The following is a 26,973-nucleotide window of genomic DNA, read 5'->3' as shown; positions in this document are numbered from 1 at the left end:
CGCCTCAGCCGGCGTGTGGTTCAGGCCTGGCCCCTGAGGGCGTACGCCGCCTCGGTGGCGTGCTTGTGGGGGGCCCACCAGTCGCGGTGGTCGACGTACCAGTCGATGGTGGCGGCGAGGCCCTCGGCGAAGTCGGGGTAGGCCGGGGTCCAGCCGAGCTCGTCGCGCAGCTTGGTGGAGTCGATGGCGTAGCGCAGGTCGTGACCGGCGCGCTCGGCGACGAGGTCGTAGTCGTCGGCCGGGCGGCCGAGGCGTTCGAGGATCATCGCGACGACCTCGAGGTTGGTGCGCTCGCCGTCGGCGCCGATCAGGTAGGTCTCGCCGAGGCGACCCCGCTCGAGGATCGTCCAGACGGCGGCGGCGTGGTCGGCGACGTGGATCCAGTCGCGGACGTTGGCGCCGGTGCCGTAGACCTTGGGGCGCCCGCCCTCGAGGACGTTGGTGACCTGGCGCGGGACGAACTTCTCGACGTGCTGCCACGGGCCGTAGTTGTTGGAGCAGCTGCTGATCGTCGCCCTGACCCCGAAGCTGCGCACCCACGCCCGCACCAGGTGGTCGGCGCCGGCCTTGGCGGCGCTGTAGGGACTGCTCGGGTTGTAGGGCGTGGCCTCGGTGAAGCGCTGCGGGTCGTCGAGCTCGAGGTCGCCGTAGACCTCGTCGGTCGAGACGTGGTGCAGGCGGGTCCCGTGGCGGCGGGCCGCCTCGAGCACGCAGAACGTGCCGACGATGTTGGTCTGGATGAACGGGCCCGGCTCGGTGAGGCTGTTGTCGTTGTGCGACTCGGCCGCGAGGTGGACGACGGCGTCGTGCTCCCCGACCAGCCGGTCGACCAGCGGCTGGTCGGCGACGTCGCCGACCACCAGGCTGACGCGCTCGGAGGGGAGACCGTCGAGGGACTCGAGGCTGGCGGCGTACGTCAGCTTGTCGAGGACCGTGACCACCGCGTCGGTGTGCTGCACGAGGTGGCGGACGAAGGCCGAGCCGATGAACCCGGCCCCACCGGTCACGAGGATGCGCTGCACGCAGCGCACTCTACGAGCGCGGCCGGACGGCGCGGGGCCGTCGGCGGTCAGTAGGCCCCGCGCGAGCCGAGGACGGCACCGAAGGTGCGCAGCAGGATGGAGAGGTCCTGCATCATCGACCAGTTGTCGACGTAGTAGAGGTCGAGTCGCACCGCGTCCTCCCAGCTCAGGTCGGAGCGACCGGAGACCTGCCACAGCCCGGTCAGGCCGGGGCGCACGTGGAGGCGACGCACGGTGTCGTCGCCGTAGTCGGCCACCTCGTGGGGCAGCGGCGGTCGGGGGCCGACCAGGCTCATGTCACCGCGGAGCACGTTGACCAGCTGGGGCAGCTCGTCGATGGAGTAGCGCCGCAACCAGCGACCCGACTTGGTGACGCGGGGGTCCTCCTTGAGCTTGAACAGCCCCGCCTCGTGCCCGGTGAGCAGGTGCAGCGCGCGCAGCCGCTCCTCGGCGTCGACGACCATCGAGCGGAACTTCAGGCAGGTGAACTCCTTGCCGCGCAGACCCACGCGGGTCTGCCGGAACAGCAGCGGGCCGCCGTCCCGCACCCGGATCGCCAGGCTCACGGCCAGGAACAGCGGGGACAGCACCGCCAGCAGCACGGCGCTGCCCACCAGGTCGAAGGCGCGCTTGCCGAGGCGGGCGGCGGCCTCGTAGGTCGGCGGCGCGATGTGCATCAGCGGCAGCCCTCCCACCGGGCGGACCCGGACGCGGTCGCTGCTGATCTCGCTGACGCTGGGCGCGACCACGATCTGGACGTCGTGGCTCTCGAGGTCCCAGACGATGGAGCGCATCTGGCTCGCCGAGGTGTCGGAGCCGCCGGCGAAGAAGACGACGTCGACGCCGTGCATCACCGTCACGTCGTGGGCGTTGCCGACCACGGGGATGCCGGACGGCGTCTCGGGACGCCGGTCGTGGGCCGGCGTGAGCGCGCCGAGGACCTGGTAGCCGAGCCAGCGCTCGCGGCGCAGCACGGCGGCGACCTCGTCGACCTGCTCGACCGAGCCGGCGATGAGCACCCGTTGCAGCAGGGAACCGCGGGCACGGGCCCGGTGGATCAGCCGGCGCATCGTGCGACGCTCGACCAGCAGGGCGGGGATGCCGACGGCGAAGAGGGTGAAGGAGAAGCCGCGGGACAAGGGGATCTGGCCGAGGTAGCAGATCGCGCACAGCAGGCCGGCCATGAGCAGCCCCGCGTTGAGCACCTGCTTGTACTCCTCGGTACCGGCTCCGAACTTGTCGCTGCGGTAGCCGCCGACGAGCCAGATCAGGCCGAGCCAGGCCACCAGCACCAGGGGTCCGGCCAGTCCCACACCGTCGTCGATGTCGGCCGCCGGGTCGAAGAAGCCCATGTTGCGGCTGGCCAGGGCAGCCAGTGTCGTCGCCAGGATCACCAGGAAGTCGAGCCCGAACGCGAGGTAGGGGATCAGGCCGACGCCGCGACTACGGGGACGGGTCCGCAGCCGCGTCACGGTGTCGGTCAACGTCACGGTGTGCTCCACGAACGTCGGGGACGGGTCGGCGAGATCCCCCCCGGGTCTCCTGACCGAGCACCAGTGGTCGGTCACTGAGCAGCCTAGAGGTCCCAGTCGGTGCTGAACGACGAACCGTCATTTTTAACTGGGCATTTGTGACAGAACGTGCCAACGGCTCGGGTGTCGGTGCTGGTGGGTGCAGGTGGTCTTCGGCTCGCCCCGGTAGCGTGCGTGGCGTGAAGGTCCTGGTCACCGGCGGCGCCGGCTACATCGGTTCGATCACCGCCAAGGCGCTCGAGGAGGCCGGCCACGTCCCGGTCGTCCTCGACTCGCTGCTCAGCGGCCCGCAGGCGTTCGTGCGCGACCGGATCTTCTACGAGGGCGACATCGCCGACCGCGCCCTGCTGCGCAGGATCGTGGCCGAGCACCCCGACCTCGACGCGACCATCCACATGGCCGCGCGCATCGTCGTACCCGAGTCGATGCAGCAGCCCTACCTCTACTACCGCGACAACGTCGCCAAGTCGCTCGAGCTCTTCGACGAGCTCACCGCGCTCGGGCTGACCCGCGTGCTGTTCTCGTCCTCGGCGAGCCTGTACGCCGCCAAGGACGCCACCGGGGACGACCTGGAGGTCACCGAGGAGGACGCGCTCGCGCCCACGTCGCCGTACGCGTGGACCAAGCGGATGATCGAGCAGGTGCTCGTCGACCTGGCGGGCGCGACCGACCTGCGCGCGGTGATCCTGCGCTACTTCAACCCGATCGGCTCCGACCCCGACCTCGAGTCGGGCATCTACGCCAAGGAGCCGTCGCACGTGCTGGGTCAGCTGGTGCTGGCCGCGCGTGGGCAGAAGCCGTCGTTCACCATCACCGGCACCGAGCACCCCACCCGTGACGGCACCGGCGTCCGTGACTACGTGCATGTCTGGGACCTCGCCCGCGCCCACGTCCGGGCCGTCGAGCGGTTCGACGACGTGCTGGCCGCGGTCGAGGCCCCCTCGACGGTGATCAACGTCGGTGCCGGCGACGGGGTGACCGTGCGCGAGCTCGTGGCCGCGTTCGAGCGGGTCTTCGGCGCGCCCGTGCCGGTCACCGAGGCCGGCCCACGACCCGGCGACGCAGTCGGGGCCTACGCCAACGTCGACAAGGCGGCCCGGCTGCTCGACTGGCGCACCGAGCTGTCCCTCGACGACGCGATCGGCTCGGCGCTGGCGTGGGCCGAGCGGCGCAGCGACGTCCTCGGCTACGAGTGAGGGCGGGCGCCGCGCTCCTGGTGCTCGTCCTGGTCCTGGTCGGCGGCTGCTCCTCGGGTGACCCGGAGCCGGACGCGCCGGCCTCCTCGGCCCCCCGCTCGTCGCCGTCGTCGACCCCGGTGGAGCCGACTGACCCGGCCCCGGAGCGCCCGCTCGCCGGGCGGGTCGTCGTCCTGGACCCCGGTCACCAGCTCGGCAACCGCAACTTCCCCGACGAGGTCAACCGCCTCGTCCCGTCGGGCGGGACCCGCAAGCCCTGCAACACCACCGGCACCGCGACCGACGCCGGCTACCCCGAGGCCACCCTCACCTGGGCCGTCTCGCGGCGCGTGGCGCGCGGGCTCGAGGCGCTCGGGGCGCGCGTCGTCCTCACCCGGGACCGCAACTCCGAGCGCGCGTGGGGACCGTGCGTCGACGCCCGTGGCCGCGCCGGCAACAGCGGCGCCGACCTCAAGCTCAGCATCCACGCCGACGGCTCCTACGACGTCGACGCGCACGGCTTCCACGTGATCACCCCACCCGACCGAGCCCCCTGGACCGACGACATCGCCGCCTCGTCGCGACGGTTCGCGCTCGTCGTACGACGTGCGCTGCGGGAGGCCGGCTTCGCCTACGCGACGTACGTCGGCGGCGACGGTCTCGACGTGCGCAGCGACCTCGGCACCCTCAACCTGTCCGACGTGCCGACGGTGATGGTCGAGCTCGGCAACATGCGCTCGCCGGTCGACGCGCGGGTGATGACGTCGGCGTCCGGGCGGGCGCGGTACGCCGAGGCGTTGGTGGCGGCGGTGCGGGGTTACTTGGGTTGAGCTGTCGCTGCGGGGGGTCTCGAGGCTCGTCGCTGGGGCTCCTCGCACCTCGACCGACGTCGAGCGCGTCGGTCGAGGTGCGAGCGGAGCGAGCCTCGAGACCACCGTCACCGTCGCGCGGATATCGTCGACGGTATGCCTCTCGACCCCGGAACCGCGGCCCTGCTGGAGCTCATCGAGGCGGCGCCGTACCCGCCCATGCACGAGTCGACGCCGGAGGTCGCGCGCAAGGCGTTCCGGGCGATGACGGTCGACCTGGTGACGCCTGAGACGCAGGTGCCGGTGGGGAGCGTGGAGGAGCTGACGGTGGCCGAGCGGCCCGCGCGGCTCTACCGGCCGGCAGGCGGGGGAGCGGTGCCGACCCTGGTCTTCCTGCACGGTGGCGGCTGGGTGATCGGCGACCTCGACACCCACGACCAGACCTGCCGGCGCATCTGTGCCGACGGTGAGCTGGCCGTGCTGTCCGTCGACTACCGGCTCGCGCCCGAGGCGCCGTACCCGGCGGCCGTCGAGGACACCCTCGCCGCCGTCGCGTGGGCGGCCGACCACCTCGGCGAGCTCGGCGGCGGGGACCGGCTGGGCGTCGCGGGCGACTCCGCCGGCGGCAACCTGGCCGCCGTCGCGGCGCAGGTGCTGCGCGACCGGGTCGACGCGCAGGTCCTGATCTATCCCGCCACCCACGTGGCGGGCGACTACCCGTCGCGCGTCGACAACGGCGAGGGCTACTTCCTCGACATGGCGACGATGACGTGGTTCGCCGCGCACTACCTCGGGGAGACCGCCGACCTCGACGACCCGCGCCACTCGCCGCTGCTGGGCGACCTCTCGGAGCTCCCGCCCGCGCTGGTCGTCACCGCCGAGTTCGACCCGCTGCGCGACGAGGGGGAGGCCTACGCGGACCGGCTCGAGGCCGCGGGCAACCCGGTCGTCCGGGTCCGCTACGACGGGCTCGTGCACGGCTTCATCGACATGGGCCTGATGAGCCCGGCTGCCGCCACCGCGTTGGCCGACGTCGCCGCCCGGGCCGGGGCCCTCCTCCGCTCGTGATCCGTCCCTTTCCGCGTTCACTAACCGGTTAGTGAACGCGGAAAGGGCCGTGCGCGCGGGCCTCGGCGGACACGTGGCCGGACGTCGATCTGCTCAGACCTCGAGCGTGTGCAGCGCGTCGAGGACGGCGACGACCTGCGGCACCTCGTGGGTGCGGTAGAGCCCGGTGCCGCCGAGGTGCGCGAGCACCGCGAACATGCCCTCGGCGACCCGGAACTGGTCCTCGAACAGCTCGAATGAGTGCGGCAGCGAGTGGCACACCGGGACGCCGAGCCGGCGCAGCCGGAACGACGCCAGCAGCACCGACGCCTGGTGGCGGACCCGCGCGCGCTGATCGCCGAGGCGGAAGCCGAAGCCGAGGCCCGGGTCGATCGCGATGCCGCGGACCCCGCGGGCCCGGGCCTCCTCGATGCGTCGGCCGAAGCCGTCGAGCATCGCCGGGAACGGGTCCGCGTCGACGTCGCTGCCGTCGAGCGCGCGGGCGTGGTCGCCGAGGATGTGGCAGAGCACGACCGTCGCGTCGTGCTCGGCGGCCAGGTCGAACATCGCGTCGTCGGCGCTCGACCCGGTCAGGTTGAGGACCCGGGCGCCGGCCCCGAGGCAGGCCGCGACCACGGGCGGTTCGTAGCTCTCGACCGACACCGGGACGCCGGCCTCGGTCAGGGCGCGCACGACCGGGACCAGCCGCGCGACCTGCTGGTCGGCGCCGACCCGCGCCGAGGTGCCGTTGCTGGACTCGGCCCCCACGTCGACCACGTCGGCGCCCTGCGCGACGAGCACCCGTCCCCGGCGGACCGCAGAGTCGTACGACGTCACCACGCTCTCGCGGTAGGTCGAGTCGCGCGACAGGTTGAGCACGCCCATGATCGCCGCGCGGGCGTCGGTGTCGATCTCGCGGTCACCGATCCGCAGCGGCTCCACCTCGTGGTCGAGGTCGTCGGCGTGCTGGGCGGCCAGCCGGGCGAGCTCTCGCAGCGTGATCACGGCCGTCAGGGTCGCACGTAGCGGCACATCAGGAACCCCTCGGCCGTCAGCACGTGGACGAGGTCGAAGCCGACGACGTGGTCGAGACCCTCGGTCCGGGTGACGTGGGCGTGGCCGGCGAACATCGGTGAGACGGTGATGTCGGCCTCGTCGACCAGGCCCGCACGGGCCACCGCCTCGAGCAGCCGCGGTCCGCCCTCGCACACGATGCGGCGCAGCCCGCGCTGCACGAGGGTGTCGACCAGGAACCTGGGCGGAAGGTCGTCGGAGTCGCTCTGGACGACGGTCGCGCGGGCCTCGCGGGCCCGGGCGAGGGCGGCCTCGTCGGGAGCCCGGGTGGTGAGGACCAGCGGCGGCTCGGTGGAGCCGGTGAAGAGCTCGCTGTCCCACGGCAGGTCGAGGGACGGGCTGACGATCGCGATCACCGGGGCCTGCGCCTGGCCCTGCGCGCGGCGGGCCTCGGCGTCGGCGTCCTTGGCGCGCAGGGCGCCGTACCCCTCGGCCCGGATGGTGCCCGCCCCCACCAGCACCGCGTCGGCGTGGCGGCGTACGGCGTCGAAGACGGTCTTGTCCACGCTGGAGGAGATCGACCCGCTGAGCCCGTCGGGCCCGGCGGCCGCGCCGTCGAGGGTCGTCACCATCATCGCCCGCACCCACGGCCCCTCCTCGGGCCACGGGTAGGCCGCCAGCACGGCGTCGTCGTCCAGCTCGTCTCTCTCGGCACCGAAGATCACCTGCACGTCCGTCAACCTAGACAACCGGAGATCGCCGGATGCAGGGGCATGGTGGCTGTCGGCGCCCGGGCTTAAGGTTCGGGGACCCCCGGTCGAGCGGTCGGGGCGGGAGAGGGAGCACCTACACATGCGTTCACGTACCACCCGATTGGCGGCCGCCACAGCGCTCGTCCTCGCGGCCGGCGTCCTGCCGGCGGCCATCTCGACCACGTCGTCCTCGGCGGCCGACCCGGCCTTCCGGCCGATCTCCGGCTTCAAGCCGAGCGGCGACAAGGTCCGGGTCTCGCCGGAGCGCTTCACCGCGCTGCGCGTCGACCTGCGCCGGGTCAGCGCCGACCTGACCGACGGCGAGATCGCCATCCCCACCCCCACCGGAGGGAGCGAGCGCTTCACCGTCACCCGGTCCGACGTGCTGGCGCCCGAGCTGGCCAAGGCCCACCCCGAGATTGCCACCTACACCGGGCACGCCACCGACGACCCGACCACGACCGTCGCGCTCGACGTGACGCCGATGGGCTTCCACGCCGCCGTCCGCGGCGGCAACGGCCAGTCCGCCTGGTACGTCGACCCCGCCTACGACCGTCGCGGCACGACCACCCACCTGTCGTTCTACCGCAGCGCCACCACCCGTCCCGAGGAGGCCTTCGCCGAGAAGGAGGCCCCCGAGGTCCGTCGCGCGGCCGTCAAGGCCGACAAGGGCTCCACCGGTACCCCGTCGCGCGCCTCGGGCACGGTGGTTCAGAAGCGCTACCGCCTCGCGCTGACCTCCGACCCGTCGTACGCGGCCTACTTCGGCTCCGACAACGTGCTCGCCGAGAAGGCCACGCTGATCAGCCGGGTCAACCAGATCTACGGCGAGGACCTCGCGATCTCGCTGCAGCTGATCCCCGAGACCGACAAGCTCAACTTCGACACCGCCGCCAAGGCCACCGGTGCCGACGGACCCTGTGGCGGCGAGCCCTGCTTCCGCACGAGCATCTACCCCGACGGTGCGCCCGAGGACGACTACGGCGACCTCGACTTCTGCAGCGGTGACACCCTCGCCCGCAACCGCCTCGTGCTCGGTCAGGTCATCGGCGCCAGCAACTACGACATCGGCCACATCGCGCTGGGCAACAACGGCGGCGGCGTCGCCTACCTCGGCGTCGTCGGTGCCGACTACAAGGGCGGCGGCTGCACCGGCCTGCCCGAGCCCAAGGGTGACTTCTTCGCCATCGACTACGTCGCCCACGAGATGGGTCATCAGTTCGCCGGCAACCACACCTTCAACGGCGTCCAGGGCTCCTGCTCCGGCGGCAACCGCAACGGCGGGACCTCGGTCGAGCCCGGCTCCGGCTCCTCGGTGATGGCCTACGCCGGCATCTGCCGTCAGGACGACCTGCAGCCCCACACCGACCCGTACTTCTCCTTCAAGACCCTCGACGAGGTCAACGCCTACACCGGCGCCGAGCTCGCGCCGGTCGTCGAGGTGCAGACGGTGTCGCTGAGCGGCTTCGGCGCGTCCGGCTCCGGGTTCACCGTCTCCTTCGACGGCAGCACCCCGGTGTCCTTCACCCCCGACAACTACGACGCTGCTTCTCTCGAGACCGCGATCGAGACCGCGACCGGCCAGGACGTCACCGTCGCTCCCTGGGGCTACGACCCCTACAGCAGCTTCGACTACCCGGCCCCCATCGGGGACCTCACCCCGACGGGCTTCCAGGTCATCTTCGCCTCCACCGCGGCGCCCGACGCGCCCGGCGACCACACCGACGTCGACGCGCTGACCGTCACCGGCACCGGCGGCGTCACCACGATCGTCGGCGAGACCGCCAAGGGCGGCGCGGCCGACAACGGCGGCGGCACCACGGCGGCCACGACCGACAAGGCCCCCACCGTCGAGAAGATCGCCTCGGCCACCACCCTGCCGATCCGCACCCCCTTCCGGCTCACCGGCAAGGCGGTCGACCCCGACGGCGACAAGCTGACCTACCTCTGGGAGCAGACCGACCGAGGTCTCACCGGTGGTGACGGCACCCTGCTGATCGACAACAAGAAGACCTACGGTCCCCTGTTCCGTGTCTTCGGCAAGGCCGCCAACGTGAGCGACGACGGTTCCCTGGAGTCGCCGGCCCCGGGCATCAACCTGGCCACGGCCAACGGCGCCCGCTTCTTCCCCGACCTCTCGCAGGTGCTGTCGGGCAACACCAACGCCCGGACCGGACGCTGCCCCGGGGTCAGCCCGACGCCCGACGGCGGCACCTACAAGCCGGTGCCGGCCAAGTCGGTCGAGTGCTTCAGCGAGTTCCTGCCGACCAAGGACTACCTCGGCACCAACGGCGATGGCAACCGGATCATGCATTTCCGGCTCACCGCGCGTGACGGCCGCGGCGGCGTCGGCTACCGCAACGTCCGGATGCGCATCGACGCCAAGACCGGCCCGTTCCTGGTCGAGTCCCAGGCCCGTACCGGCCAGTCGACCAAGGCCGGCTCGCGGCTCGCCGTGCGCTGGGCGGTCAACGGCACCGACAAGCTGTCCAGCAAGGTCCGCCTCTACCTCTCGGTCGACGGCGGTCAGACCTGGGACCGCACCCTCTCCTGGGGCACGGCCAACGACGGCTACGCCGTCGTGAAGCTCCCCAACGGGGTGCGCACCAGCAAGGCGCGGATCATCGTCCACGCCGCGAGCAACTACTTCTACTCGGTCAACGCGAAGAACATCGCCATTCGCTGATCGACTGCTGCTCGTTCGTCCCGGCGGCGCTCTCCCACCTGGGAGGGCGCCGCCGTGGATTTGGTGGCCGCGATCGTGCGCCGCGGCCCGAGCTGCACGGCTCGGAGTCGGTGGCGGATTTCGAGTTCACTAACCGGTGAGTGAATGCGGAAAGGCACCCGGTCCGGACGGGCCGACGATCGCCCGCTGGCGGGGCCTGTGGACGACGCGCGCGGGACCGGCGCCCACCGGGCCAGGATGGGTCACGTGATGGACGGCCGGGGTGACATGAGCGACCTGGGGCGCGCCTGCGACGCGGCGGTCCACCTCCTGGCGACCAGGGGCGCCGGTGGCCTCAGCGTGCGGGCCATCGCCCACGAGCTGAACGTGACCGGGCCCGCGCTGACCCATCGCTGGGACAACCGGGCCCGTCTCTGGGGACTCCTGGTCAGCGAGATCGGCGACCGTTGGCTGCGCGAGGTGCGGCGGGCCGTCTATGACCGAGGCCCGGCCGGGCTGGTGCCGTCGACGGCGGAGGAGGTGGCCGATGCCTGCGTGTGGCTGACGGCCTCGGACCTCGGGCGCACCGACCCGGTCCTGTCGTTCCGGGTGGCCGACGTCCTGGAGCAGGAGCGTGCACTGCTGCGCCGCGCGCTGGAGGAGAGGGCCGGACGACGTCTCGCGGACGCGGTCGTCGATGCCCTGCACGCCACGGCGGTGGGGCTGCGTGACCGGGTCTGCTCCGTCGGGCAGCCGTTTCCCGGTGACCAGGCCCTCGTGGCCTGGCATCTGGCGGTCGAGGCGCTGGTGCCGACCGGCGCCAGCCTAGGCGGTCAGGACTCGGCGTAGCGGGCGGCGAGGTCGGCGTGGTCGTCGCGCAGCTGGCGCTTGAGGATCTTGCCGCTGGGGTTCTTGGGGAGCTCGTCGACCACGACGACGTACTTGGGGGTCTTGTAACCGGCCAGGACCGAGCGGGAGTGGGCGATCACCTCGTCCGGCGAGATGGACTCGCCTGCCTTGGGCACCACGACGGCCACGACGGCCTCGACCCAGCGCGGGTGGCTGACGCCGAAGACGGCGACCTCCGCGACGGTGGGCATCGTGTAGACGGCCTCCTCGACCTCGCGGCTGGCGACGTTCTCACCGCCGGTCTTGATCATGTCCTTCTTGCGGTCCACGACGTAGAGGCGCCCGCCGTCGTCGAGGTAGCCCAGGTCGCCGGAGTGGAACCAGCCGTGGGCGAAGGCCTCGGCGGTCTTCGCCTCGTCCTTGTAGTAGCCCAACGTCGCGTGCGGTGAACGGTGCACGATCTCGCCGACCTCACCGGGCGGCAGCGGCTCGACCGAGCCACCCTCGGGGTCGACGATCCGGGTCTCGACGTTGAGCGATGCACGGCCGGCCGACCCGGCGTACGAGAGCTGCTCGTCGGGGCCGAGCGCGGTCGCGAGCGGGGCCATCTCGGTCTGGCCGTAGAAGTTCCACAGCCGGACGGCGGGCAGCCGCTGCTGGATCTCCTTGAGGACCTCGACCGGCATTGGCGAGGCGCCGTAGTAGCCCTTCTCGAGCGAGGACAGGTCGGCGTCGTCGAAGCCGGGGCTGCGCAGCAGCCCGATCCACACCGTCGGCGGGGCGAAGAACTTCGTCACCCGGTGCTCCGCGATCGCCGCCAGCACGGCAGCCGGGTCGGGGCCGGGCAGGAGGACCGAGGTGGTGCCGAGCCAGACGTCCGGGCCGAGGAACACGTCGAGCTGCGCGCAGTGGTAGAGCGGCAGCGTGTGCAGCTCGACGTCGTCGGGCCGGTAGTCACCGTCGAGCGCGGCGCTGGCGTACTGCCACATCAACGCCCGGCTGCTGAGCAGCGCTCCCTTGGGCCGCGACTCGGTGCCGGAGGTGTACATCAGCCGGACGGGGTCGTCGTCGCCGACGAGCACCGCCGGGGGAGCGCCCTCGTGCTCGAACCAGGTCTGCGCGTCGACCCACCCGTCGCGAACCTCGTCGTCGCCCTGCCGCCGTACGACGGCCCGCACCGGCACGTCGAGCCCGGCCAGTGCTCGCTCGGCCACCTCGACCAGGGCGTCCTCGACGACGAACGCCCGGGCCTCGCTGTGCTCGAGGATGTAGGCGATCTCGTCGGCCCCGAGCATGAAGTTGACCGGCACCAGCACCACGCCCACCCGCGCCGTCGCGAAGTCGAGCACCGCGAACTGCCAGCAGTTGTGGGACAGCAGCGCGAGCGTGTCGCCCTTGACCAGCCCGGCCGCGGAGATCGCCGCCCCGGCCCGGTCGACGACGGCGTCGAGCTCGGCGAACGTCAGCGACGTCGCACCGTCGATGATCGCCGGCTTGTCGGGGAACCGCTGCGCCGTACGGCGGGGCAGGTCACCCAGGGCGTGCTGGCGGGCGGTCGCGATCTCGGGCGTGACGGTCGTCATGCCCCGAACCTACGCACCACGTCGGTCGAGCCTCGAGACCCCCGCAGGGTCACGTCGACCCGCGTTGTTGTTGCGGAGGTTTCGAGGCTCGCTTCGCTCGCACCTCAACCACCGCCCTGACGTCGGTCGAGGTGCGAGGAGCGCTAGCGACGAGCCTCGAGACCTCCGCAGGGAGGGGTCGACTCGCGTTGTTGTTGCGGTGGTTTCGAGGCTCGCTTCGCTCGCACCTCAACCACCGCCCTGACGTCGGTCGAGGTGCGAGGAGCGCTAGCGACGAGCCTCGAGACCTCCGCAGGGAGGGGTCGACTCGCGTTGTTGTTGCGGTGGTTTCGAGGCTCGCTTCGCTCGCACCTCAACCACCGCAGGAGGCTCGCTTCGCTCGCACCTCAACCGCCGTAGGGATGCCTCAGGTCAGATCGCGCACTCGTCGCCGTCGCACCCGGGGGCGGCCTCGCCGGCGGTGACGAGCTGGACGACGGGGCGGTCGGCCCAGGCGCGCTCGAGGACCTGGGTGAAGGCCTCGACGGGCTGGGCGCCACTGACGCCGTACTTGGCGTCGAAGACGAAGAACGGGACGCCGGTGGCGCCGTAGGCCTGTGCCTGCGCGGCATCCGCGGCCACCGCTTCAGCATGGGCGTCGGAGGAGAGCACTGCTCTCGCCTCGTCGGCGTCGAGGCCGATGGACGTCGCGACGTCGACGAGCACGTCATGGTCGGCGAGGTTGCGGGCCTCGACGAAGTAGGCGTGCAGCAGGGCCTCCTTCAGCTCGGCGCGGCGCTCGCCGACGGAGTGGAGGAGCCGGTGGGCGTCGACGGTGTTGAGGTGCAGGCTCTCCGCGTGCTTGCTGAAGTCGAGACCGGCCTCGGCCGCGACCTGCAGCATCTGGCCCTGCATCTGCGCCACGCGCTCGGCGCCGCCGTACTTGCGGGCGAGCATCGCGCTCACGTTCTCGGTCGGCTCCGTCGGGGCGGACGGGTCGAGTTGGAAGGAGCGCCACTCGATCTCCACCTCGTCGCGGTGCTCGAAGCCCGCGAGCGCCTCCTCGAGTCGGCGCTTGCCGATGTAGCACCAGGGACACACGACGTCTGACCAGATCTCGATACGCACGAGTGGTGAACGGCAGTGGCAGCGCTGGTGTTCCCGACCCCTCGGTCGATGTCGGGGTCAGACCGCGGCGAGGGCCGCCCGCAGCGCCCCGATCGACTCGAGCGGGGCGTCGTACCCGGGGAAGTAGCAGCAGACCCGCTCGGACAGGTCGCCGAAGCGGCGGCCGAGCTCGGCGGCGCAGTCCTGCGGCGTGCCGCGTACGGCGAGCGTGGAGAGCATCTCGTCGGTGACGAGCGCGAACATCGCGGCGAGGTCGCCCGCCTTGGACAGGGCGTTGAGCTGTGGCTGGAGGTCGCCCCAGCCCTCGACGTCCAGGACGGGCCGGTACGCCGGGGTGGAGCCGTAGAACGCGAGCAGGCCCCGTACGCCGGCGTCCGCGGCCGCCTGCTCGTCGGGGGTGCGGCCCATCGCGACGATGGCCTGCGGATAGATCGCGACCTCGCGGCGCCCGGCCAGGGCGAGCCCCTCGGACACCGCGGCCAGCGTGCGCTGTCGCACGTGGCGGTGGGTGTGGAACGGCATCACCAGCAGGCCGTCGGCGACCTCGGCGGCCGTGCGCGTCATCAACGGGCCGAGCGCGCCGAGCAGGACCGGCGGTGGGCCGAACGGGTTCGGGCCGGGCACGAACGTCGGCGGCATCAGGGTGTGCCGGGTGTGCTCGCCGACGAAGTCGAGGCGGGTGCCGTCCTGCCAGGCGGTGAGGATGGCCTTGACCGCCAGCACGATCTCGCGCATCCGGGCGGCCGGGGGTGACCAGGTGGCGCCGTACCGCTTCTCGACGTGGACCTTGATCTGGGAACCGAGCCCGAGCCGGAACCGCCCGCCGGACATGAGCTGGAGGTCCCAGGCGGCGTTGGCGAGGTGCATCGGCGAGCGCGGCATCGCGATCGCGACGTTGGTCATCAGGTCGGTCTGGACCGCCTGCGACGCCACGGCGAGCGGGAGGAACACGTCGTGCGGCCCCTCGAAGGTGAACAGTCCGTCGACCCCGGCGCCGACCAGCTCGCGCGCGCGAGCAGCGACACCGTCGGGACGGGCGTCGAGCTGGACGTCGAGCAGCATGACCGGACCCTACTGCGGCGCGGCGCTCGGTAGGAGCCGTCTTAGGGAGGTGGTCGAGGAGGCGGCCACACGGTGGTCGAGGAGGGCGGCCACGCCCGTCTCGAGACCACACAACCGCAGGGGGAGGCCTGGGTGCGTCGGCTGCGGTGGTCTCGAGACGGTTGCTAGCGCAACCTCCTCGACCGACGTGGGGCGGTGGTCTCGAGACTGTTGCTAGCGCAACCTCCTCGACCGACGTGGGGTGCGACCGCTCGAGACGACCGCGGTGACCAGGCACAGCCCGGCGAGGGTGAGCAGCGCGTGCAGCAGGCCCGACGACCCCCCGCCGTACACCTCGACGAGGACGACGCTGACCGCCGACCCGGTGGCGAAGCCGAGGTAGCGCAGCAGCTGGTTGAACGCCATCGCGCTGCCGGTCTCGGCCGACGGCACGTGCGGGACGATCAGGCCGGCCAGCGAGGAGAACGAGAAACCGCTCCCGAGCCCGCCGACGGCCATCGCGAGGAGCAGCTGCCAGAGGTGGTCGTGGTGCCAGGCCAGCAGGGCGAGCGAGGCGGCGAACGACGAGCAGCCCAGCGGCAGCAGCAGCCGGTCGCCCCACCGGCGGTCGACCCAGCGCGCGACCTGGGCGCCGGCCACGCTGGCCGCCGAGTAGGGGACGAGCACCAGGCCGGCGACGCCCACGCCGAGGTCGAGCCCGAACCCGGTCGCGCTGTCGGGACCCCCGGCGCGGACGATGACGACGGCGAGGCTGAGCAGGCCGTACATGCCGATGCCCAGCACGAGGGCGACCAGGTGCGGTCCGACGACGCCCGGGCGGGCGGCCAGGCGCAGGTCGACGAGGGGGTGTGCGACCCGCAGCGACCAGCGGGCCCACACCGCCATCGCCACGACGCCGATCGCGGCGACCGTCAGCGTGGTGGGGGAGGCCCAGCCCCACACGCCACCCTGGCTGACCGCCAGCAGCAGGCTCAGGGTGCCGGTGGTGAGGGTCGCGGCGCCGACGAGGTCGACGGGCTGGGCGGGGATGTCGAGGTCGGCCGGGACGTGCCGCAGCGCGCGCAGCAGCGTGAGTGCGACCAGCACGGCCCCGAACACGTAGGCCCCGTGCAACCCGGCGTACGCCGCCACGAGCGAGGTGATCGGGTAGCCCAGCCCCGCGCCGGCCACCGACGTGACCGACAGCAGCGCCAGGACCCGGACCTGCTGGACGCCGGAGTAGGCGTCGCGCGCGATGGCCAGGGCGAGCGGCACCAGGCCCAGGGCGAGCCCCTGCAGTGCGCGCCCGGCGACCAGCGGGCCGTAGCCCAGCGGCAGCGCCGCGAGGATCGAGCCGAGCAGCACCACGACGATGGTGACCAGTACGGTCGGACGGCGCCGCCGACCGCTGCCGAGGCGGCCCAGCACCGGCGTCGCGACCGCACCGGCGAGCAGCGTCGCCGTGAGTGCCCACTGTGCAGAGGTGACCGAGACGTCGTACTGCTCGGCGATGCTGGGCACCAGTGGCGCCCCCAGGCTGCTGACGACCGCGGTGACGGTGGTGAGCAGCGCGAGCGTCGTCAGTCGCGCGCGGTCGCGTCGACCGGCCCGCTCAGGCAGCGGTGGCGCGGTCACGACGTCGCGACGTCACCGCGCCGACGACGAAGGCCGCCGCCAGCAGGGCCAGGCTGCCCGTCTGGCCCAGGTTGAGCAGACCGTCGATGTCGTGGTCGAGCAGGAAGCCCGGGTAGTCGACGTGCTCGGTGTCGAAGACGTGGGCGCCGAGGCCGTCCTCCTGCTTCAGGGCGGAGCGGACCTGCAGGGCGTCGACCGTCAGGGTGACCGCGACGGCGAGGCCCACGACACCGCCCGCCAGGCCGAACCAGGCCCACGGGCGGCGTACGGCGACCGCGCAGGCCACCACGACGACCAGCCACACCACAGCCTGGACGAGCAGCGTGGTGAGCTGGTCGTCGTAGCTGAAGCCGATGGTCCCGTCGTCCACCTGGACTACTTGGAGCCCTTGCGTGCGCGGCTGGCGGTCTTGGCGCGCTCGTTGGCGTCGAGGACGACCTTGCGGATGCGGACGGCGTCGGGGGTGACCTCGACGCACTCGTCGTCGCGGCAGAACTCGAGGCTCTGCTCCAGCGACAGCTTGCGCGCCGGGATCAGCTTCTCGAAGTTGTCGGAGGTGGCGGACCGGATGTTGGTCTGCTGCTTCTCCTTGGTGATGTTGACGTCCATGTCGTCGGCGCGGGAGTTCTCGCCGACGATCATGCCCTCGTAGACCTCGGTGGTCGGCTCGAGGAACATCACGCCGCGCTCCTGCAGCGACGTCATGGCGTACGCCGTGGCGGCACCCTTGCGGTCGGCCACCAGCGAGCCGTTGTTGCGCGAGCGGATCTCGCCGGCCCACGGCTCGTAGCCCTCGGAGATGCCGTGCGCGATGCCGGTGCCGCGGGTGTCGGTGAGGAACTGGGTGCGGAAGCCGATCAGGCCACGGGCCGGGACCAGGAACTCCATGCGGACCCAGCCGGTGCCGTGGTTGGTCATGCCCTCCATCCGGCCCTTGCGGGCGGCGAGCAGCTCGGTGATCGTGCCGAGGTACTCCTCGGGGGCGTCGATCGTCAAGCGCTCGTAGGGCTCGTGCAGCTTGCCGTCGATCTCCTTGGTGACGACCTGCGGCTTGCCGACGGTGAGCTCGAAGCCCTCGCGACGCATCTGCTCGACGAGGATGGCCAGCGCCAGCTCGCCGCGGCCCTGCACCTCCCAGGCGTCGGGACGCTCGGTGGGCAGGATGCGGAGCGAGACGTTGCCGATGAGCTCGGAGTCGAGGCGGTCCTTGACCAGGCGGGCGGTGACCTTGCCGCCCTTGGTGCGACCGACCAGCGGCGAGGTGTTGGTGCCGATGGTCATCGAGATGGCCGGCTCGTCGACGTGGATGAGCGGCAGCGCGACCGGGTTGTCGACGTCGGCGAGGGTCTCGCCGATGGTGATGTCGGGGATGCCGGCGATGGCGACGATGTCGCCGGGGCCGGCGGACTCGCCGGGCTTGCGCTCGAGGCCCTCGGTGATGAGGAGCTCGGTGATCTTGACGTTCTTGACCTCGCCGTCGCGCCGCATCCACGCGACGGTCTGACCCTTCTTGAGGGTGCCCTGGTGGACGCGCACGAGCGCGAGCCGACCGAGGAACGGCGAGGCGTCGAGGTTGGTGACGTGGGCCTGGAGGGGCGCGCCCTCCTCGTAGACCGGCGCGGGGATGGTGTCGAGGATCGTCTTGAACAGCGGCTCGAGGTTGTCGCCCTCGGGCATCGTGGCGTTCTCGGGCTTGACCAGGCTGGCGATGCCGGCGCGACCGGAGGCGTAGACGACCGGGAAGTCGAGCGCGTCCTGGCTGTGCGAGTCGTCGAGCAGGTCCATGAAGAGCTCGTAGGTCTCGTCGACGACCTCGGAGATGCGGGCGTCGCCACGGTCGGTCTTGTTGACGACCAGGATCACCGGCATGTCGGCGTTGAGCGCCTTGCGCAGCACGAACCGCGTCTGGGGCAGCGGGCCCTCGGAGGCGTCGACGAGGAGCACGATGCCGTCGACCATGGACAGGCCGCGCTCGACCTCGCCACCGAAGTCGGCGTGACCGGGGGTGTCGATGATGTTGATGACCATCGGCATGCCCCCGCCGGCCGGACCCTCGTAGTGGACCGCCGTGTTCTTGGCGAGGATCGTGATGCCCTTCTCGCGCTCGAGGTCGCCGGAGTCCATGACGCGCTCGGCGACGCTCTCGGCCTGGTGGGCGGTGAACGCACCGGCCTGGCGGAGCATGGCGTCGACGAGCGTGGTCTTGCCGTGGTCGACGTGAGCCACGATGGCGACGTTGCGGAGATCGGCGCGGGTGGTGGGCATAGCAGTACGACGTCCTGTCGGTCGGGAGAAGCGTGCGAGCCCGGGTGTCGAGAGGGCCTTGGCGAGTCTAGTTGCGGGGCCGGTCGCCCCGCGATTCGTCGGGAGTGACGACCGCGACACAGGCGGTGCCACGTCACGGTCGTCGAGCCGCGGGGACGCAGTCACCGCGAGTCGAGACGCCCGCAGCCGGCGCGCCCCGACTCGACCTGCAGCTGCGGGATCTCGACTCGCCGGGCCGTAGCCGGCCCGTCGGCCCGATCACCGTGGGGGCGGGTCAGCCCAGGGCGCGCGCGAGCGCGGCGTCGACGTGCAGCGTCGTGGCCGGGAAGAGCGGCAGCTCGACGTCGGCCTGCTTGACCAGCAGCTCGAGCTCGGTGGTGCCGAGGACCAGGCCCTTGGCGCCGGCGTCCCAGAGCTCGTCGACCAGGCCGACGATGATGCGGCGCGAGGCGTTGAGCACCTTGCCGTGCACGAGCTCGTCGTAGACGATCCGGTTGACGGCCTCGTGGTGGGCGGCGTCGGGCACGTGGACGGCGATGCCGTGCGAGGCGATCCGCGCGGTGAAGAAGTCGTGCGACATCGCGAACGACGGGGCGATGAACCCCACCGAGTCGAGGCCCCGGGCCTTCACGGCCTCGGCGATCACGTCGGCGAGGTGGAGCACCGGGATCGAGACGGCGTCGGTCACCTGGTCGGCCACGCGGTGGAAGGTGGTGGTCGCCAGCAGCAGGAAGTCGGCACCCGCGGCCTCGACCGACCGTCCGGCCGCGGCCAGGATGTCGCCGACCTCGTCCCACTTGCCCTGCTCCTGCAGGGCCGTGACCTCGGCCAGGTCGACCGACGCGAGCACCGTCTTGGCCGACGACAACCCGCCGTACCGTTGCTGCACGCCTCGGTTGAGAGCCTGGTAGTAGACGGCGCTGGACTCCCAGCTCATGCCGCCGATGAGTCCGATCGTCTGCATGAGGCGGATTCTGCCGTACGCCGCGTGGCCGGTTCCGGGCCGCCCAGATGGCGGGGTCCGGACGCCTGGTGGGTGTCGGTGGTGAGGTGGTCGATGTCGACCTGCGCCGACGAGGTCATCACGGCGTGGACGTCGGCGTGACGGGCCGCCCGTAGGTCTACGACGTCGACCTACAGCTCACCGACCCCGGCGACCTGAGCTGACGCGCGGCCGCCCGTGGGCGACGTGACCCACCCCGCGTCGGTTCTGGAGAGGGTCGGAAACGCGAAGTGACCCACCCTGCGTCGGTTCTGGAGAGGGTCGGAAGCGCCAAGTGACCCACCCTGGGTCAGTTGTCGATTCCGGTGCCGCCACGGGTGGCGCACCCTGGGTCAGTGTGCGGTTCCGGTGCCGCCACAGGTGTCGCACCCTGGGTCAGTGTGCGGTTCCGGTGTGGCCACAGGTGACGCACCCGGGGTCACGTTTCGATCCGGCCCGTCACGGTGACCGGGCACCACGGCCTCACGACAGCCGTCGCCACGACACGGGGGCCGGCGCGAGGTCAGTCGGTGACGCGGTGGACCTTGTGCTGCGCGGCCTGGGCGCGCGGGCGGATCACCAGCTCGTCGACGTTGACGTGCCGGGGACGGGTGACGACCCAGCCGATGGCGTCGGCGACGTCCTCGGCGACCAGCGGCTCGGCGACCCCGGCGTACACCGAGGCTGCCTTGTCGGCGTCGCCGTCGAAGCGCACCAGCGCGAACTCGTCGGTGCGGACCATGCCGGGTGCGACCTCGGTGATGCGGATCGGCTGGTCCCACAGCTCCAGGCGCAGCGTCTCGGAGACGACCTGGGTGCCGTGCTTGGCGGCGGTGTAGCCGGCGCCGCCCTCGTAGGCGATCCGGCCGGCCGTGGAGCCGACGTTGCAGATGATGCCGGCGCCGTCCGCGGCGCGCAGCAGGGCCGGCAACAGGGCGCGGGTGACCTGCATCAGGCCGATCACGTTGACGTCGTACATCCGGCGCCACTCGTCGGCGTCGGCCTGGGCCACGGGCGAGGCGCCGAACGCGCCGCCGGCGTTGTTGACCAGCACGTCGAGCGTCCCGCTGACGCCGTCGACGGCCTCGGCGAGCGCGGCGACCGACGCGGCGTCGGTGACGTCGCAGGTGACCGCGGTGCCGCCGATCTCGGCGGCGAGTGCCTCCACACGATCCGTACGACGGGCGGCACAGACGACGTGGAAACCGAGGCCGGCGAGCGTGCGGGCGGTGGCCGCGCCGATGCCGCTGCTGGCACCGGTGACGACGGCGGTGGGCGAGGTCGGGCGAGTCATGCCCGCATCATCCCTGGCTGGCAGACTGACCCGTCGTCGGGGATGGCGCCACGAGATGGCAGGGGAGGCTGGCGTGCGGATCATCGCGTTGGGTGCCGCCCTGCTCGGCGGCGTGGCGCTGGTCGCCCACCTGTTCGTCGACGCCGACGCCCTCACCTGGGCCGGGCTGCTCCTGGTCGGGCTCGCCGCGGCGGTCGCCGGTGCCCGGCTGGCGAGGGCGTGGTGGCTCACCCTGGTGACCGGCTCGGGCTCGGTGGCCCTCGGGTGGGCGGTCCTCGAGGCCGCGCGCGAGTCCGCACCCGACCGCGACGTCGAGGCCGTCGTCGGTGGGCTCGCGACCCTCTGCGTGGCCGTCGCGGTGCTGCGGCCGCCCCGCGCGCCGGACCCGGACCAGGGCGACGTGGCCCACCGCGGGAATCACCGGTCCTGAGTCGTGGTTGCCCCGGACATGGGAGCTGTCGTGGGTGACGTGCGTCGACTGGCGATGATCAGCCTGCACACCTCACCCCTCGACCAGCCCGGCACCGGCGACGCCGGGGGCATGAACGTCTACGTCGTCGAGCTGGCCCGCCGCCTGGCCGCCCGTGGGGTCGAGGTCGACGTGTTCACCCGCGCCACCAGCTCGTCGCACGCAGCCGTCGTACCCCTGGCCGACGGGGTCAGCGTGCGCCACATCACCGCCGGCCCGTTCGAGGGCCTGACCAAGCACGAGCTGCCCGGCCAGCTCTGCGTGTTCGCGCGCGAGGTGCTGCGCACCGAGGCGGCGCAGCCGGTCGGTCACTACGACGCCGTGCACTCCCACTACTGGCTCTCCGGCCAGGTCGGGGCCCTGGCCCGTGACCGGTGGGGCGTGCCGCTGGTGCACAGCATGCACACGATGGCCAAGGTCAAGAACGACGCGCTGGCCGCCGGTGACAGCCCCGAGCCCGCCGCGCGGGTGATCGGCGAGGAGCAGGTCGTCGAGGCCGCCGACGTGCTCGTCGCCAACACCGACCTCGAGGCCGAGCAGCTGATCGACCTCTACGACGCCGACCCCGGACGGGTCGAGGTGGTCCATCCCGGCGTCGACCTCGACGTGTTCCGGCCCACCGACGTGACCGTGGCCCGCGCGGCACTCGGCCTGCCGCACGACGCGGTCGTGCTGATGTTCGCCGGCCGGATCCAGCCCCTCAAGGCGCCCGACGTGCTGCTGCGGGCCGTCGCGGTGCTGCTCGAGCGCGACCCGGGCCTGCGCGCGCGCCTGGTGGTGCCCGTGGTCGGCGGGCCGTCCGGCACCGGTCTCGACCGGCCGTCCGCGCTCGCCGCCCTTGCCGTCGAGCTGGGCATCGCCGACGTCGTCCGCTTCGTGCCGCCGGTGACCCAGGCCGAGCTGGCCCGCTGGTACGCCGCCGCCACGCTGGTCGCCGTGCCGTCCTACAACGAGTCCTTCGGCCTGGTGGCCGTCGAGGCCCAGGCCTGTGGCACCCCCGTCGTCGCCGCCGCGGTCGGCGGCCTCACCACCGTCGTGCGCGACGGCCGCAGCGGCCTGCTCGTCCCCGGCCACGACCCCGAGGCGTGGGCCGCGGCGCTGCGCCGGGTGGCCTGCGACGACGACGTACGCGCCCGGCTCGCGGCCGGTGCCGTGGCGCAGGCACAGGAGTTCTCCTGGGACGCGACCGCCGACCAGACGCTGGGGGTGTACCGGCGGGCCCGGTCCCTCATGCGACAGTCGCTCAATGCCAGCTGACCTCGCCGTCATCGCCGTCGTCCGCGACTACCTCGCCGCCAACGACCTCGAGGCCGAGGAGCCGGGCGGTCCCGAGGCCGGTGTCTTCGGGTTCGCGCTGCCGGGGGAGAAGAAGCTGCAGACCGCCGTACGCCTCGACGTCGGCACGCACCACCTCGCCGTGCACGCCTTCGTGTGCCGCGCCCCCGACGAGAACCACGAGGCGGTCTACCGCTGGCTGCTGCAGAAGAACCTGCGCACCTACGCCGTCTCCTTCGCGATCGACCGGCTCGGCGACATCTACCTCGACGCCCGGCTGCCGCTGGCCGTGGTGACCCCCGACGACCTCGACCAGATCCTCGGCGCCGTGCTCGCGATGGCCGACGAGTCGTTCAACCAGATCCTCGAGCTCGGCTTCGCCTCCTCCATCCGCAAGGAGTGGGAGTGGCGCAAGCTGCGGGGTGAGTCGACCGCCAACCTCGAGGCGTTCCGCGGATGGCTCGAGCAGGACGTGGACCCCAGCAGCTCCTAACCGACCCGCCCGTGGCCGAGCCCGTCGGGACGACGTGGCTCAGACCAGCAGCGCGGCGACCCCGGCGAGCACGGCCGGCACGGCCTGGACGTAGAGGATCCGCGGCGACACGGTCGCGGCGCCGTACAGGCCGGCGACCACGACGCAGCCCAGGAAGAACAGGCGGATGTCGAGCTCGCCTGAGACCAGGCCCCAGCCCAGGCCGGCGGCCAGGAACCCGTTGTAGAGGCCCTGGTTGGCGGCCAACGTCGCGGTGGCGCGGGCGAACTCGACGTCGTTGTTGAAGACGCGCCGCCCCAGCGGCTTGGTCCACAGGAACATCTCGAGCACGAGGAAGAACACGTGCAGGGCCGCCACGACGCCGATCAGGACTCCCGCCACGATGCTCATGCGGGAGAGTGTGGCACCTACGTCGGGGGTGTGGGGCGCGTCCGCGCCGTACGCCGGGCGACCGCGACGCCGACGAGCGCGAGCGCACCGCCGAGGTAGGCCGGGCCCGGCGGCACCTCGTCGAGGAAGACGAAGCTCATCACGATCGCGAGCACCGGCACGATGTAGGTCGTCACGCCCAGGCTCGAGGCCGTCATGTGCTGCAGGGCGAACGCGTAGGTGGTGAAGGCGATCGCGGTCGGGAAGACCCCCAGGTAGGCCAGCCACCAGATCGACGAGGCGGGGGCGTCGCCGAGCTCGGAGACCAGGCTTCCGGCGTACGGCAGGCACGCGACGGCGCCGATGGTGCAGGCCAGCCAGGTGACGTGGAGGGCCGAGAGCCGGGCGACGAGCGGCTTCTGCAGGACCAGGCTGACGGAGTAGACGATCGCCGAGACCAGGCACAGCCCGATCCCGACCAGGTCGCGATCGCCGTCGGGCGAGCCCGCGAACCCGATCACCGCGACCCCGGCGAACGCCAGCGCGAGGCCGGCGGCCAGCTGGGTCGTGAACCGCTCGGACAGGAAGATCGCCGCCAGCACCGCGATCAGCACCGGCGAGACCTGGATGAGCATCGCGGCCGTGCCGGCGTCGACGCGCTGCTCGCCCTCGTTGAGCGCGACGTTGTAGACGCCGAACCACAGCACGCCGATCGTCACCAGGGTGACCCACTGCCGGCCGGTCGGGCGGGGGAGACGACGGCCGGCGGCGACCACGAGGCCGAGGACGAGCGACCCGGCCAGAAGCCGGCCTAAGGAGAGGGGTCCCGCAGAGAAGTCGCCGCCCAGATGGCGGATCGCGACGAACGCCGAGGCCCACAGCACGAGCGTCACCGCCACCGCGACCACCGGCAGCCAGGCCGGGACCGTGGCGGTGCGGGGCGTGGTGGCGCTGGGGGTGCCCGAGGTCTCGGGGGACGGTGCGTCCTGCGTGTGTGTCACGACTGAACCCTACGGACGGCGATGACACCGGGCCCAGCGGATATCGGACGTCGTTGCGGCGATTGCTGCCACGATGCTGGCATGGAGGTTCTCGAGCGGGCACAGGCCGGTGTGGTGAGGCTGCTGGGCGGGGTCGACGCGGGCCGGTGGTCGGCTCCGACTCCGTGCGAGGGGTGGTCGGTCGCCGACCTGGCCCGCCACCTGGTCACGGCCGAGCGCGCGTTCACCACCGCGCTGGGCGGGACGGCGTACGACCTGGCGGCGATCGACGCGGAGGTCCGCCGCCTCGACACCGCCGCCCTCCCCGAGGCGTACGCCGCCGCTGCCGCCGGCCTGCGCGCGGCCCTGGCCGCCGCCCCGCCCGACGTGCCCGTGCCCTCGCCGCTGGGCCCGGTGGCACCGGCGGTCGTCGCCGAGATCCGGGTGCTCGAGGCGGTCGTGCACGGCTGGGACCTCGGGCAGGCCCTCGGCGTCGCCCCCGACCTGGGCGCCGAGGCGGACCTCCTGCCGCTGGTCGAGGCCGCCGACCGCCTGCGCGCGGGGCTCGCGGTCTCCCGCCCCGACAGCACCGCCCTCGGCACGCCCGTCGAGGCCGCCCCCGGCGCGTCCGCCCTGGAGCGGGTCGCCGCCCGTCTCGGCCGCCGTACCTGACGCTGACCCGTCGCCCATGGAGGACGGGTCACCGCGAAAATCACGCTGACCCGTCGCCCATGGGCGACGGGTCAGCGTGGGGAGGGTCAGAGGTCGAGCTTGTAGCCCAGGCCGCGGACGGTGACGAGGTACTTGGGCTCGCCCGGGTCGGGCTCGAGCTTGGCGCGCAGCCGCTTGACGTGGACGTCGAGGGTCTTGGTGTCGCCGACGTAGTCGGAGCCCCAGACCCGGTCGATGAGCTGGCCGCGGGTCAGGACCCGGCCGGGGTTGCGCAGGAACATCTCGAGCAGCTCGAACTCCTTGAGCGGCAGGCGCTGCTCGTGGCCGTCGACGGTGACGACGTGACGCTCGACGTCCATGCGTACCGGGCCGGCCTCGAGGGTGTCGGGGAGGAGGTCGGGGTCCTGGCCGCGGCGCAGCACCGCGCGGATCCGGGCGACGAGCTCGCGCGGGGAGTAGGGCTTGGTGACGTAGTCGTCGGCGCCCAGCTCGAGCCCGACGACCTTGTCGACCTCGTCGTCCTTGGCGCTGACCATGATCACGGGGACGTTGGAGGTCTGGCGGATGGTGCGGCAGACCTCGGTGCCGGGGATGCCGGGGAGCATCAGGTCGAGCAGCACGATGTCGGCGCCGTTGCGGTCGAACTCGGTCAGGGCCGTGTTGCCGTCGGCCGCGATCGCGACCTCGAAGCCCTCCTTGCGCAGCATGTAGGCGAGTGCCTCGCTGTAGCTCTCTTCGTCCTCGACCACGAGTACGCGGGTCATGTCAGGTCCTTCGGTGTGGGGGCGGACGCCGACTGCGTCTCGCCTGAGTCGGCATGGGCCGAGGCCTCCGCGCGGGGGAGGGTGAGGGTGAACGTCGAGCCCTGGCCCTCCTCGGACCACACCTTCACCTCGCCCCCGTGGGTCGCGGCGACGTGCTTGACGATCGAGAGCCCGAGGCCGGTGCCGCCGGTGGAGCGGTGCCGGGCGGGGTCGACGCGGTAGAAGCGCTCGAAGATGCGGTCGATCTCGACGCGGGGGATGCCGATGCCCTGGTCGACGACGCTGACGGCGACGTAGTCGTCCTCGACGCGGCTGGTGACCAGGACCGTGGAGTCGGGGTCGGAGTAGTGCACGGCGTTGGCGACGAGGTTGGCAACCGCGGTGGTGACCTGCTCCTCGTTGCCGAGGACCTTCAGGCCACGCTCGCCCCCGGTCACCACCGAGATCCCCTTGGCGGCCGCATCGATCGCGCTGGTGTCGACGGCCAGGCCGATGACCTCGTCGAGCGACATCGGCAACGGCGTGTCGAGCGGCTCGTCGCCCTGCAGCCGCGAGAGCTCGATGACCTGCTGGACCAGCACGGTCAGCCGGTCGCTCTCGAGCAGCATCCGGTCGGAGAACCGGTGGACGGCCTCGGGGTCGTCGGCTGCCTCGTGGACCGCCTCGGCCAGCAGCCGGATCGCGCCCACCGGCGTCTTGAGCTCGTGGCTGACGTTGGCGACGAAGTCACGTCGTACGGACTCGACGCGGCGCTCGCGGGTGCGGTCCTCGACGAGGGCGAGCACGAGGCGCGAGCCGAGCGGCGCGACCCGGACCGTGACGTGCCGCGCTGGCGCCTGCTCGCGCGGCATCACCAGCTCGGTCTCGCGGATCTGGCCGTCACGGCGTACCTCGCTGACCAGCGTGGCCAGCTCGCGCGTCACCAGCGAGGTGCCCCGGACCAACCCCATGGCGTACGCCGGCGCGGAGGCCTTGAGCACGACGTCGGAGTCGTCGACGATGACGGCGCTGCTGCGCAGCACCGAGAGGACCGCGGCGACCGCGGCCGGCACCGCGGGCTCGTCGGTCGGCTGCCGGTGGTGCTGCTGGCCGTCGCTGATGTGCCACGCCAGCACGGCGCCGCCGGCCACGACGGCCCCGATCACCGCGGCGAGGAACGCCTGCGTCGTCGGATCCACG

Annotated in this window: 25 protein-coding genes; 9 read left to right on the top strand and 16 right to left on the bottom strand. The window is 72.3% G+C overall.

The window, feature by feature from the left end:
* Nucleotides 1-20 precede the first annotated feature (20 nt).
* Entirely contained in the window at nucleotides 21-1,022 is a 1,002-nt protein-coding gene (gene rfbB, locus FJQ56_RS06545; RefSeq protein WP_140008333.1) for a dTDP-glucose 4,6-dehydratase, read from the bottom strand.
* A gap of 47 nt (nucleotides 1,023-1,069) precedes the next feature.
* On the bottom strand, nucleotides 1,070-2,512 hold the full coding sequence (locus tag FJQ56_RS06540; protein ID WP_211350766.1) for a sugar transferase: 1,443 nt from the start codon (nucleotides 2,510-2,512) through the stop codon (nucleotides 1,070-1,072).
* Between the two features lie 221 nt (nucleotides 2,513-2,733).
* On the opposite strand from FJQ56_RS06540, the gene galE reads away from it, so the two are divergent.
* From galE to FJQ56_RS06525, 3 genes are all read left to right on the top strand, one after another.
* Complete coding sequence (galE, locus tag FJQ56_RS06535; RefSeq protein WP_140008332.1) at nucleotides 2,734-3,750, top strand: UDP-glucose 4-epimerase GalE; 1,017 nt, start codon at nucleotides 2,734-2,736, stop codon at nucleotides 3,748-3,750.
* Nucleotides 3,747-4,559 carry an N-acetylmuramoyl-L-alanine amidase family protein gene (locus tag FJQ56_RS06530; protein ID WP_246084015.1) on the top strand — a complete coding sequence of 271 codons (813 nt, stop codon included), beginning with the start codon at nucleotides 3,747-3,749 and terminating at the stop codon, nucleotides 4,557-4,559. The genes galE and FJQ56_RS06530 overlap by 4 nt, the downstream gene beginning before the upstream one ends.
* A gap of 135 nt (nucleotides 4,560-4,694) precedes the next feature.
* A complete protein-coding gene (locus FJQ56_RS06525; protein ID WP_140008331.1) occupies nucleotides 4,695-5,606 on the top strand; it encodes an alpha/beta hydrolase in 912 nt (303 codons plus the stop codon).
* Nucleotides 5,607-5,699: 93 nt separating this feature from the next.
* Here FJQ56_RS06525 and FJQ56_RS06520 read toward each other — a convergent pair whose 3' ends face one another.
* Together FJQ56_RS06520 and FJQ56_RS06515 are read right to left on the bottom strand one after the other, a co-directional pair.
* Nucleotides 5,700-6,590 carry a dihydropteroate synthase gene (locus FJQ56_RS06520; RefSeq protein ID WP_140008330.1) on the bottom strand — a complete coding sequence of 297 codons (891 nt, stop codon included), beginning with the start codon at nucleotides 6,588-6,590 and terminating at the stop codon, nucleotides 5,700-5,702.
* 5 nt (nucleotides 6,591-6,595) lie between these two features.
* Nucleotides 6,596-7,330, bottom strand: coding sequence for a dihydrofolate reductase family protein (locus tag FJQ56_RS06515; RefSeq protein WP_170215287.1), 735 nt, complete (start codon nucleotides 7,328-7,330; stop codon nucleotides 6,596-6,598).
* A 121-nt stretch (nucleotides 7,331-7,451) separates the two neighbouring features.
* Between FJQ56_RS06515 and FJQ56_RS06510 the strand changes: the two genes are divergently transcribed.
* Nucleotides 7,452-10,037 (top strand): reprolysin-like metallopeptidase, encoded by a 2,586-nt coding sequence (locus tag FJQ56_RS06510; RefSeq protein WP_140008328.1) that lies wholly within the window; start codon nucleotides 7,452-7,454, stop codon nucleotides 10,035-10,037.
* 249 nt (nucleotides 10,038-10,286) lie between these two features.
* The gene (locus tag FJQ56_RS06505; protein ID WP_246084114.1) at nucleotides 10,287-10,865 is read left to right on the top strand and encodes a TetR/AcrR family transcriptional regulator; all 579 of its coding nucleotides are present in this window, start codon (nucleotides 10,287-10,289) and stop codon (nucleotides 10,863-10,865) included.
* Here the strand turns inward: FJQ56_RS06505 and FJQ56_RS06500 are convergent.
* The 8 genes from FJQ56_RS06500 to FJQ56_RS06465 form a co-directional block, all read right to left on the bottom strand.
* Entirely contained in the window at nucleotides 10,850-12,448 is a 1,599-nt protein-coding gene (locus FJQ56_RS06500; RefSeq protein WP_140008326.1) for a fatty acyl-CoA synthetase, read from the bottom strand. The genes FJQ56_RS06505 and FJQ56_RS06500 overlap by 16 nt on opposite strands.
* 411 nt (nucleotides 12,449-12,859) lie before the next feature.
* Nucleotides 12,860-13,555 carry a DsbA family oxidoreductase gene (locus tag FJQ56_RS06495; protein WP_140008325.1) on the bottom strand — a complete coding sequence of 232 codons (696 nt, stop codon included), beginning with the start codon at nucleotides 13,553-13,555 and terminating at the stop codon, nucleotides 12,860-12,862.
* Nucleotides 13,556-13,612: 57 nt separating this feature from the next.
* Nucleotides 13,613-14,617: a TIGR03617 family F420-dependent LLM class oxidoreductase gene (locus tag FJQ56_RS06490; RefSeq protein WP_140008324.1), complete on the bottom strand. Its 1,005-nt coding sequence runs from the start codon at nucleotides 14,615-14,617 to the stop codon at nucleotides 13,613-13,615.
* 213 nt (nucleotides 14,618-14,830) lie between these two features.
* Nucleotides 14,831-16,231: an MFS transporter gene (locus tag FJQ56_RS06485; protein ID WP_140008323.1), complete on the bottom strand. Its 1,401-nt coding sequence runs from the start codon at nucleotides 16,229-16,231 to the stop codon at nucleotides 14,831-14,833.
* A complete protein-coding gene (locus FJQ56_RS06480) occupies nucleotides 16,209-16,601 on the bottom strand; it encodes a hypothetical protein (protein WP_140008322.1) in 393 nt (130 codons plus the stop codon). The genes FJQ56_RS06485 and FJQ56_RS06480 overlap by 23 nt, the downstream gene beginning before the upstream one ends.
* 5 nt (nucleotides 16,602-16,606) lie before the next feature.
* A complete protein-coding gene (gene typA, locus FJQ56_RS06475) occupies nucleotides 16,607-18,496 on the bottom strand; it encodes a translational GTPase TypA (protein ID WP_140008321.1) in 1,890 nt (629 codons plus the stop codon).
* A gap of 274 nt (nucleotides 18,497-18,770) precedes the next feature.
* Nucleotides 18,771-19,460, bottom strand: a complete 690-nt coding sequence (locus FJQ56_RS06470) for an aspartate/glutamate racemase family protein (RefSeq protein ID WP_140008320.1) — start codon at nucleotides 19,458-19,460, stop codon at nucleotides 18,771-18,773.
* Between the two features lie 541 nt (nucleotides 19,461-20,001).
* Nucleotides 20,002-20,772, bottom strand: a complete 771-nt coding sequence (locus FJQ56_RS06465; RefSeq protein ID WP_140008319.1) for an SDR family NAD(P)-dependent oxidoreductase — start codon at nucleotides 20,770-20,772, stop codon at nucleotides 20,002-20,004.
* 55 nt (nucleotides 20,773-20,827) lie between these two features.
* Here FJQ56_RS06465 and FJQ56_RS06460 point away from each other — a divergent pair, with 55 nt between their 5' ends.
* From FJQ56_RS06460 to FJQ56_RS06450, 3 genes are read left to right on the top strand one after another with little or no spacing between them, the layout of a single operon-like run.
* Nucleotides 20,828-21,202 carry a hypothetical protein gene (locus tag FJQ56_RS06460; RefSeq protein WP_140008318.1) on the top strand — a complete coding sequence of 125 codons (375 nt, stop codon included), beginning with the start codon at nucleotides 20,828-20,830 and terminating at the stop codon, nucleotides 21,200-21,202.
* Between the two features lie 30 nt (nucleotides 21,203-21,232).
* Nucleotides 21,233-22,498: a D-inositol-3-phosphate glycosyltransferase gene (gene mshA, locus FJQ56_RS06455; RefSeq protein ID WP_425464893.1), complete on the top strand. Its 1,266-nt coding sequence runs from the start codon at nucleotides 21,233-21,235 to the stop codon at nucleotides 22,496-22,498.
* On the top strand, nucleotides 22,488-23,009 hold the full coding sequence (locus FJQ56_RS06450; protein ID WP_140008316.1) for a type III secretion system chaperone family protein: 522 nt from the start codon (nucleotides 22,488-22,490) through the stop codon (nucleotides 23,007-23,009). Before mshA ends, FJQ56_RS06450 begins: the two co-directional genes overlap by 11 nt.
* Before the next feature lie 39 nt (nucleotides 23,010-23,048).
* Here the strand turns inward: FJQ56_RS06450 and FJQ56_RS06445 are convergent, their stop codons facing one another.
* On the bottom strand, nucleotides 23,049-23,399 hold the full coding sequence (locus tag FJQ56_RS06445; RefSeq protein WP_140008315.1) for a DUF1304 domain-containing protein: 351 nt from the start codon (nucleotides 23,397-23,399) through the stop codon (nucleotides 23,049-23,051).
* Nucleotides 23,400-23,416: 17 nt separating this feature from the next.
* On the bottom strand, nucleotides 23,417-24,379 hold the full coding sequence (locus tag FJQ56_RS06440) for a DMT family transporter (RefSeq protein WP_246084014.1): 963 nt from the start codon (nucleotides 24,377-24,379) through the stop codon (nucleotides 23,417-23,419).
* Nucleotides 24,380-24,460: 81 nt separating this feature from the next.
* Between FJQ56_RS06440 and FJQ56_RS06435 the strand changes: the two genes are divergently transcribed.
* Nucleotides 24,461-25,030, top strand: a complete 570-nt coding sequence (locus FJQ56_RS06435; RefSeq protein ID WP_170215285.1) for a TIGR03086 family metal-binding protein — start codon at nucleotides 24,461-24,463, stop codon at nucleotides 25,028-25,030.
* A gap of 86 nt (nucleotides 25,031-25,116) precedes the next feature.
* Here the strand turns inward: FJQ56_RS06435 and FJQ56_RS06430 are convergent, their stop codons facing one another.
* Together FJQ56_RS06430 and FJQ56_RS06425 are read right to left on the bottom strand one after the other, a co-directional pair.
* Entirely contained in the window at nucleotides 25,117-25,794 is a 678-nt protein-coding gene (locus FJQ56_RS06430) for a response regulator transcription factor (protein ID WP_140008313.1), read from the bottom strand.
* The gene (locus FJQ56_RS06425) at nucleotides 25,791-26,972 is read right to left on the bottom strand and encodes a sensor histidine kinase (protein ID WP_140008312.1); all 1,182 of its coding nucleotides are present in this window, start codon (nucleotides 26,970-26,972) and stop codon (nucleotides 25,791-25,793) included. Before FJQ56_RS06425 ends, FJQ56_RS06430 begins: the two co-directional genes overlap by 4 nt.
* Nucleotide 26,973 lies beyond the last annotated feature (1 nt).

The sequence above is a fragment of the Nocardioides plantarum genome, from assembly GCF_006346395.1.
GTDB classification, from domain to species: Bacteria; Actinomycetota; Actinomycetes; order Propionibacteriales; family Nocardioidaceae; genus Nocardioides; species Nocardioides plantarum.
Note: the sequence above shows the minus strand (reverse complement) of the source record. Positions and strands in the feature narration are given on the sequence as shown.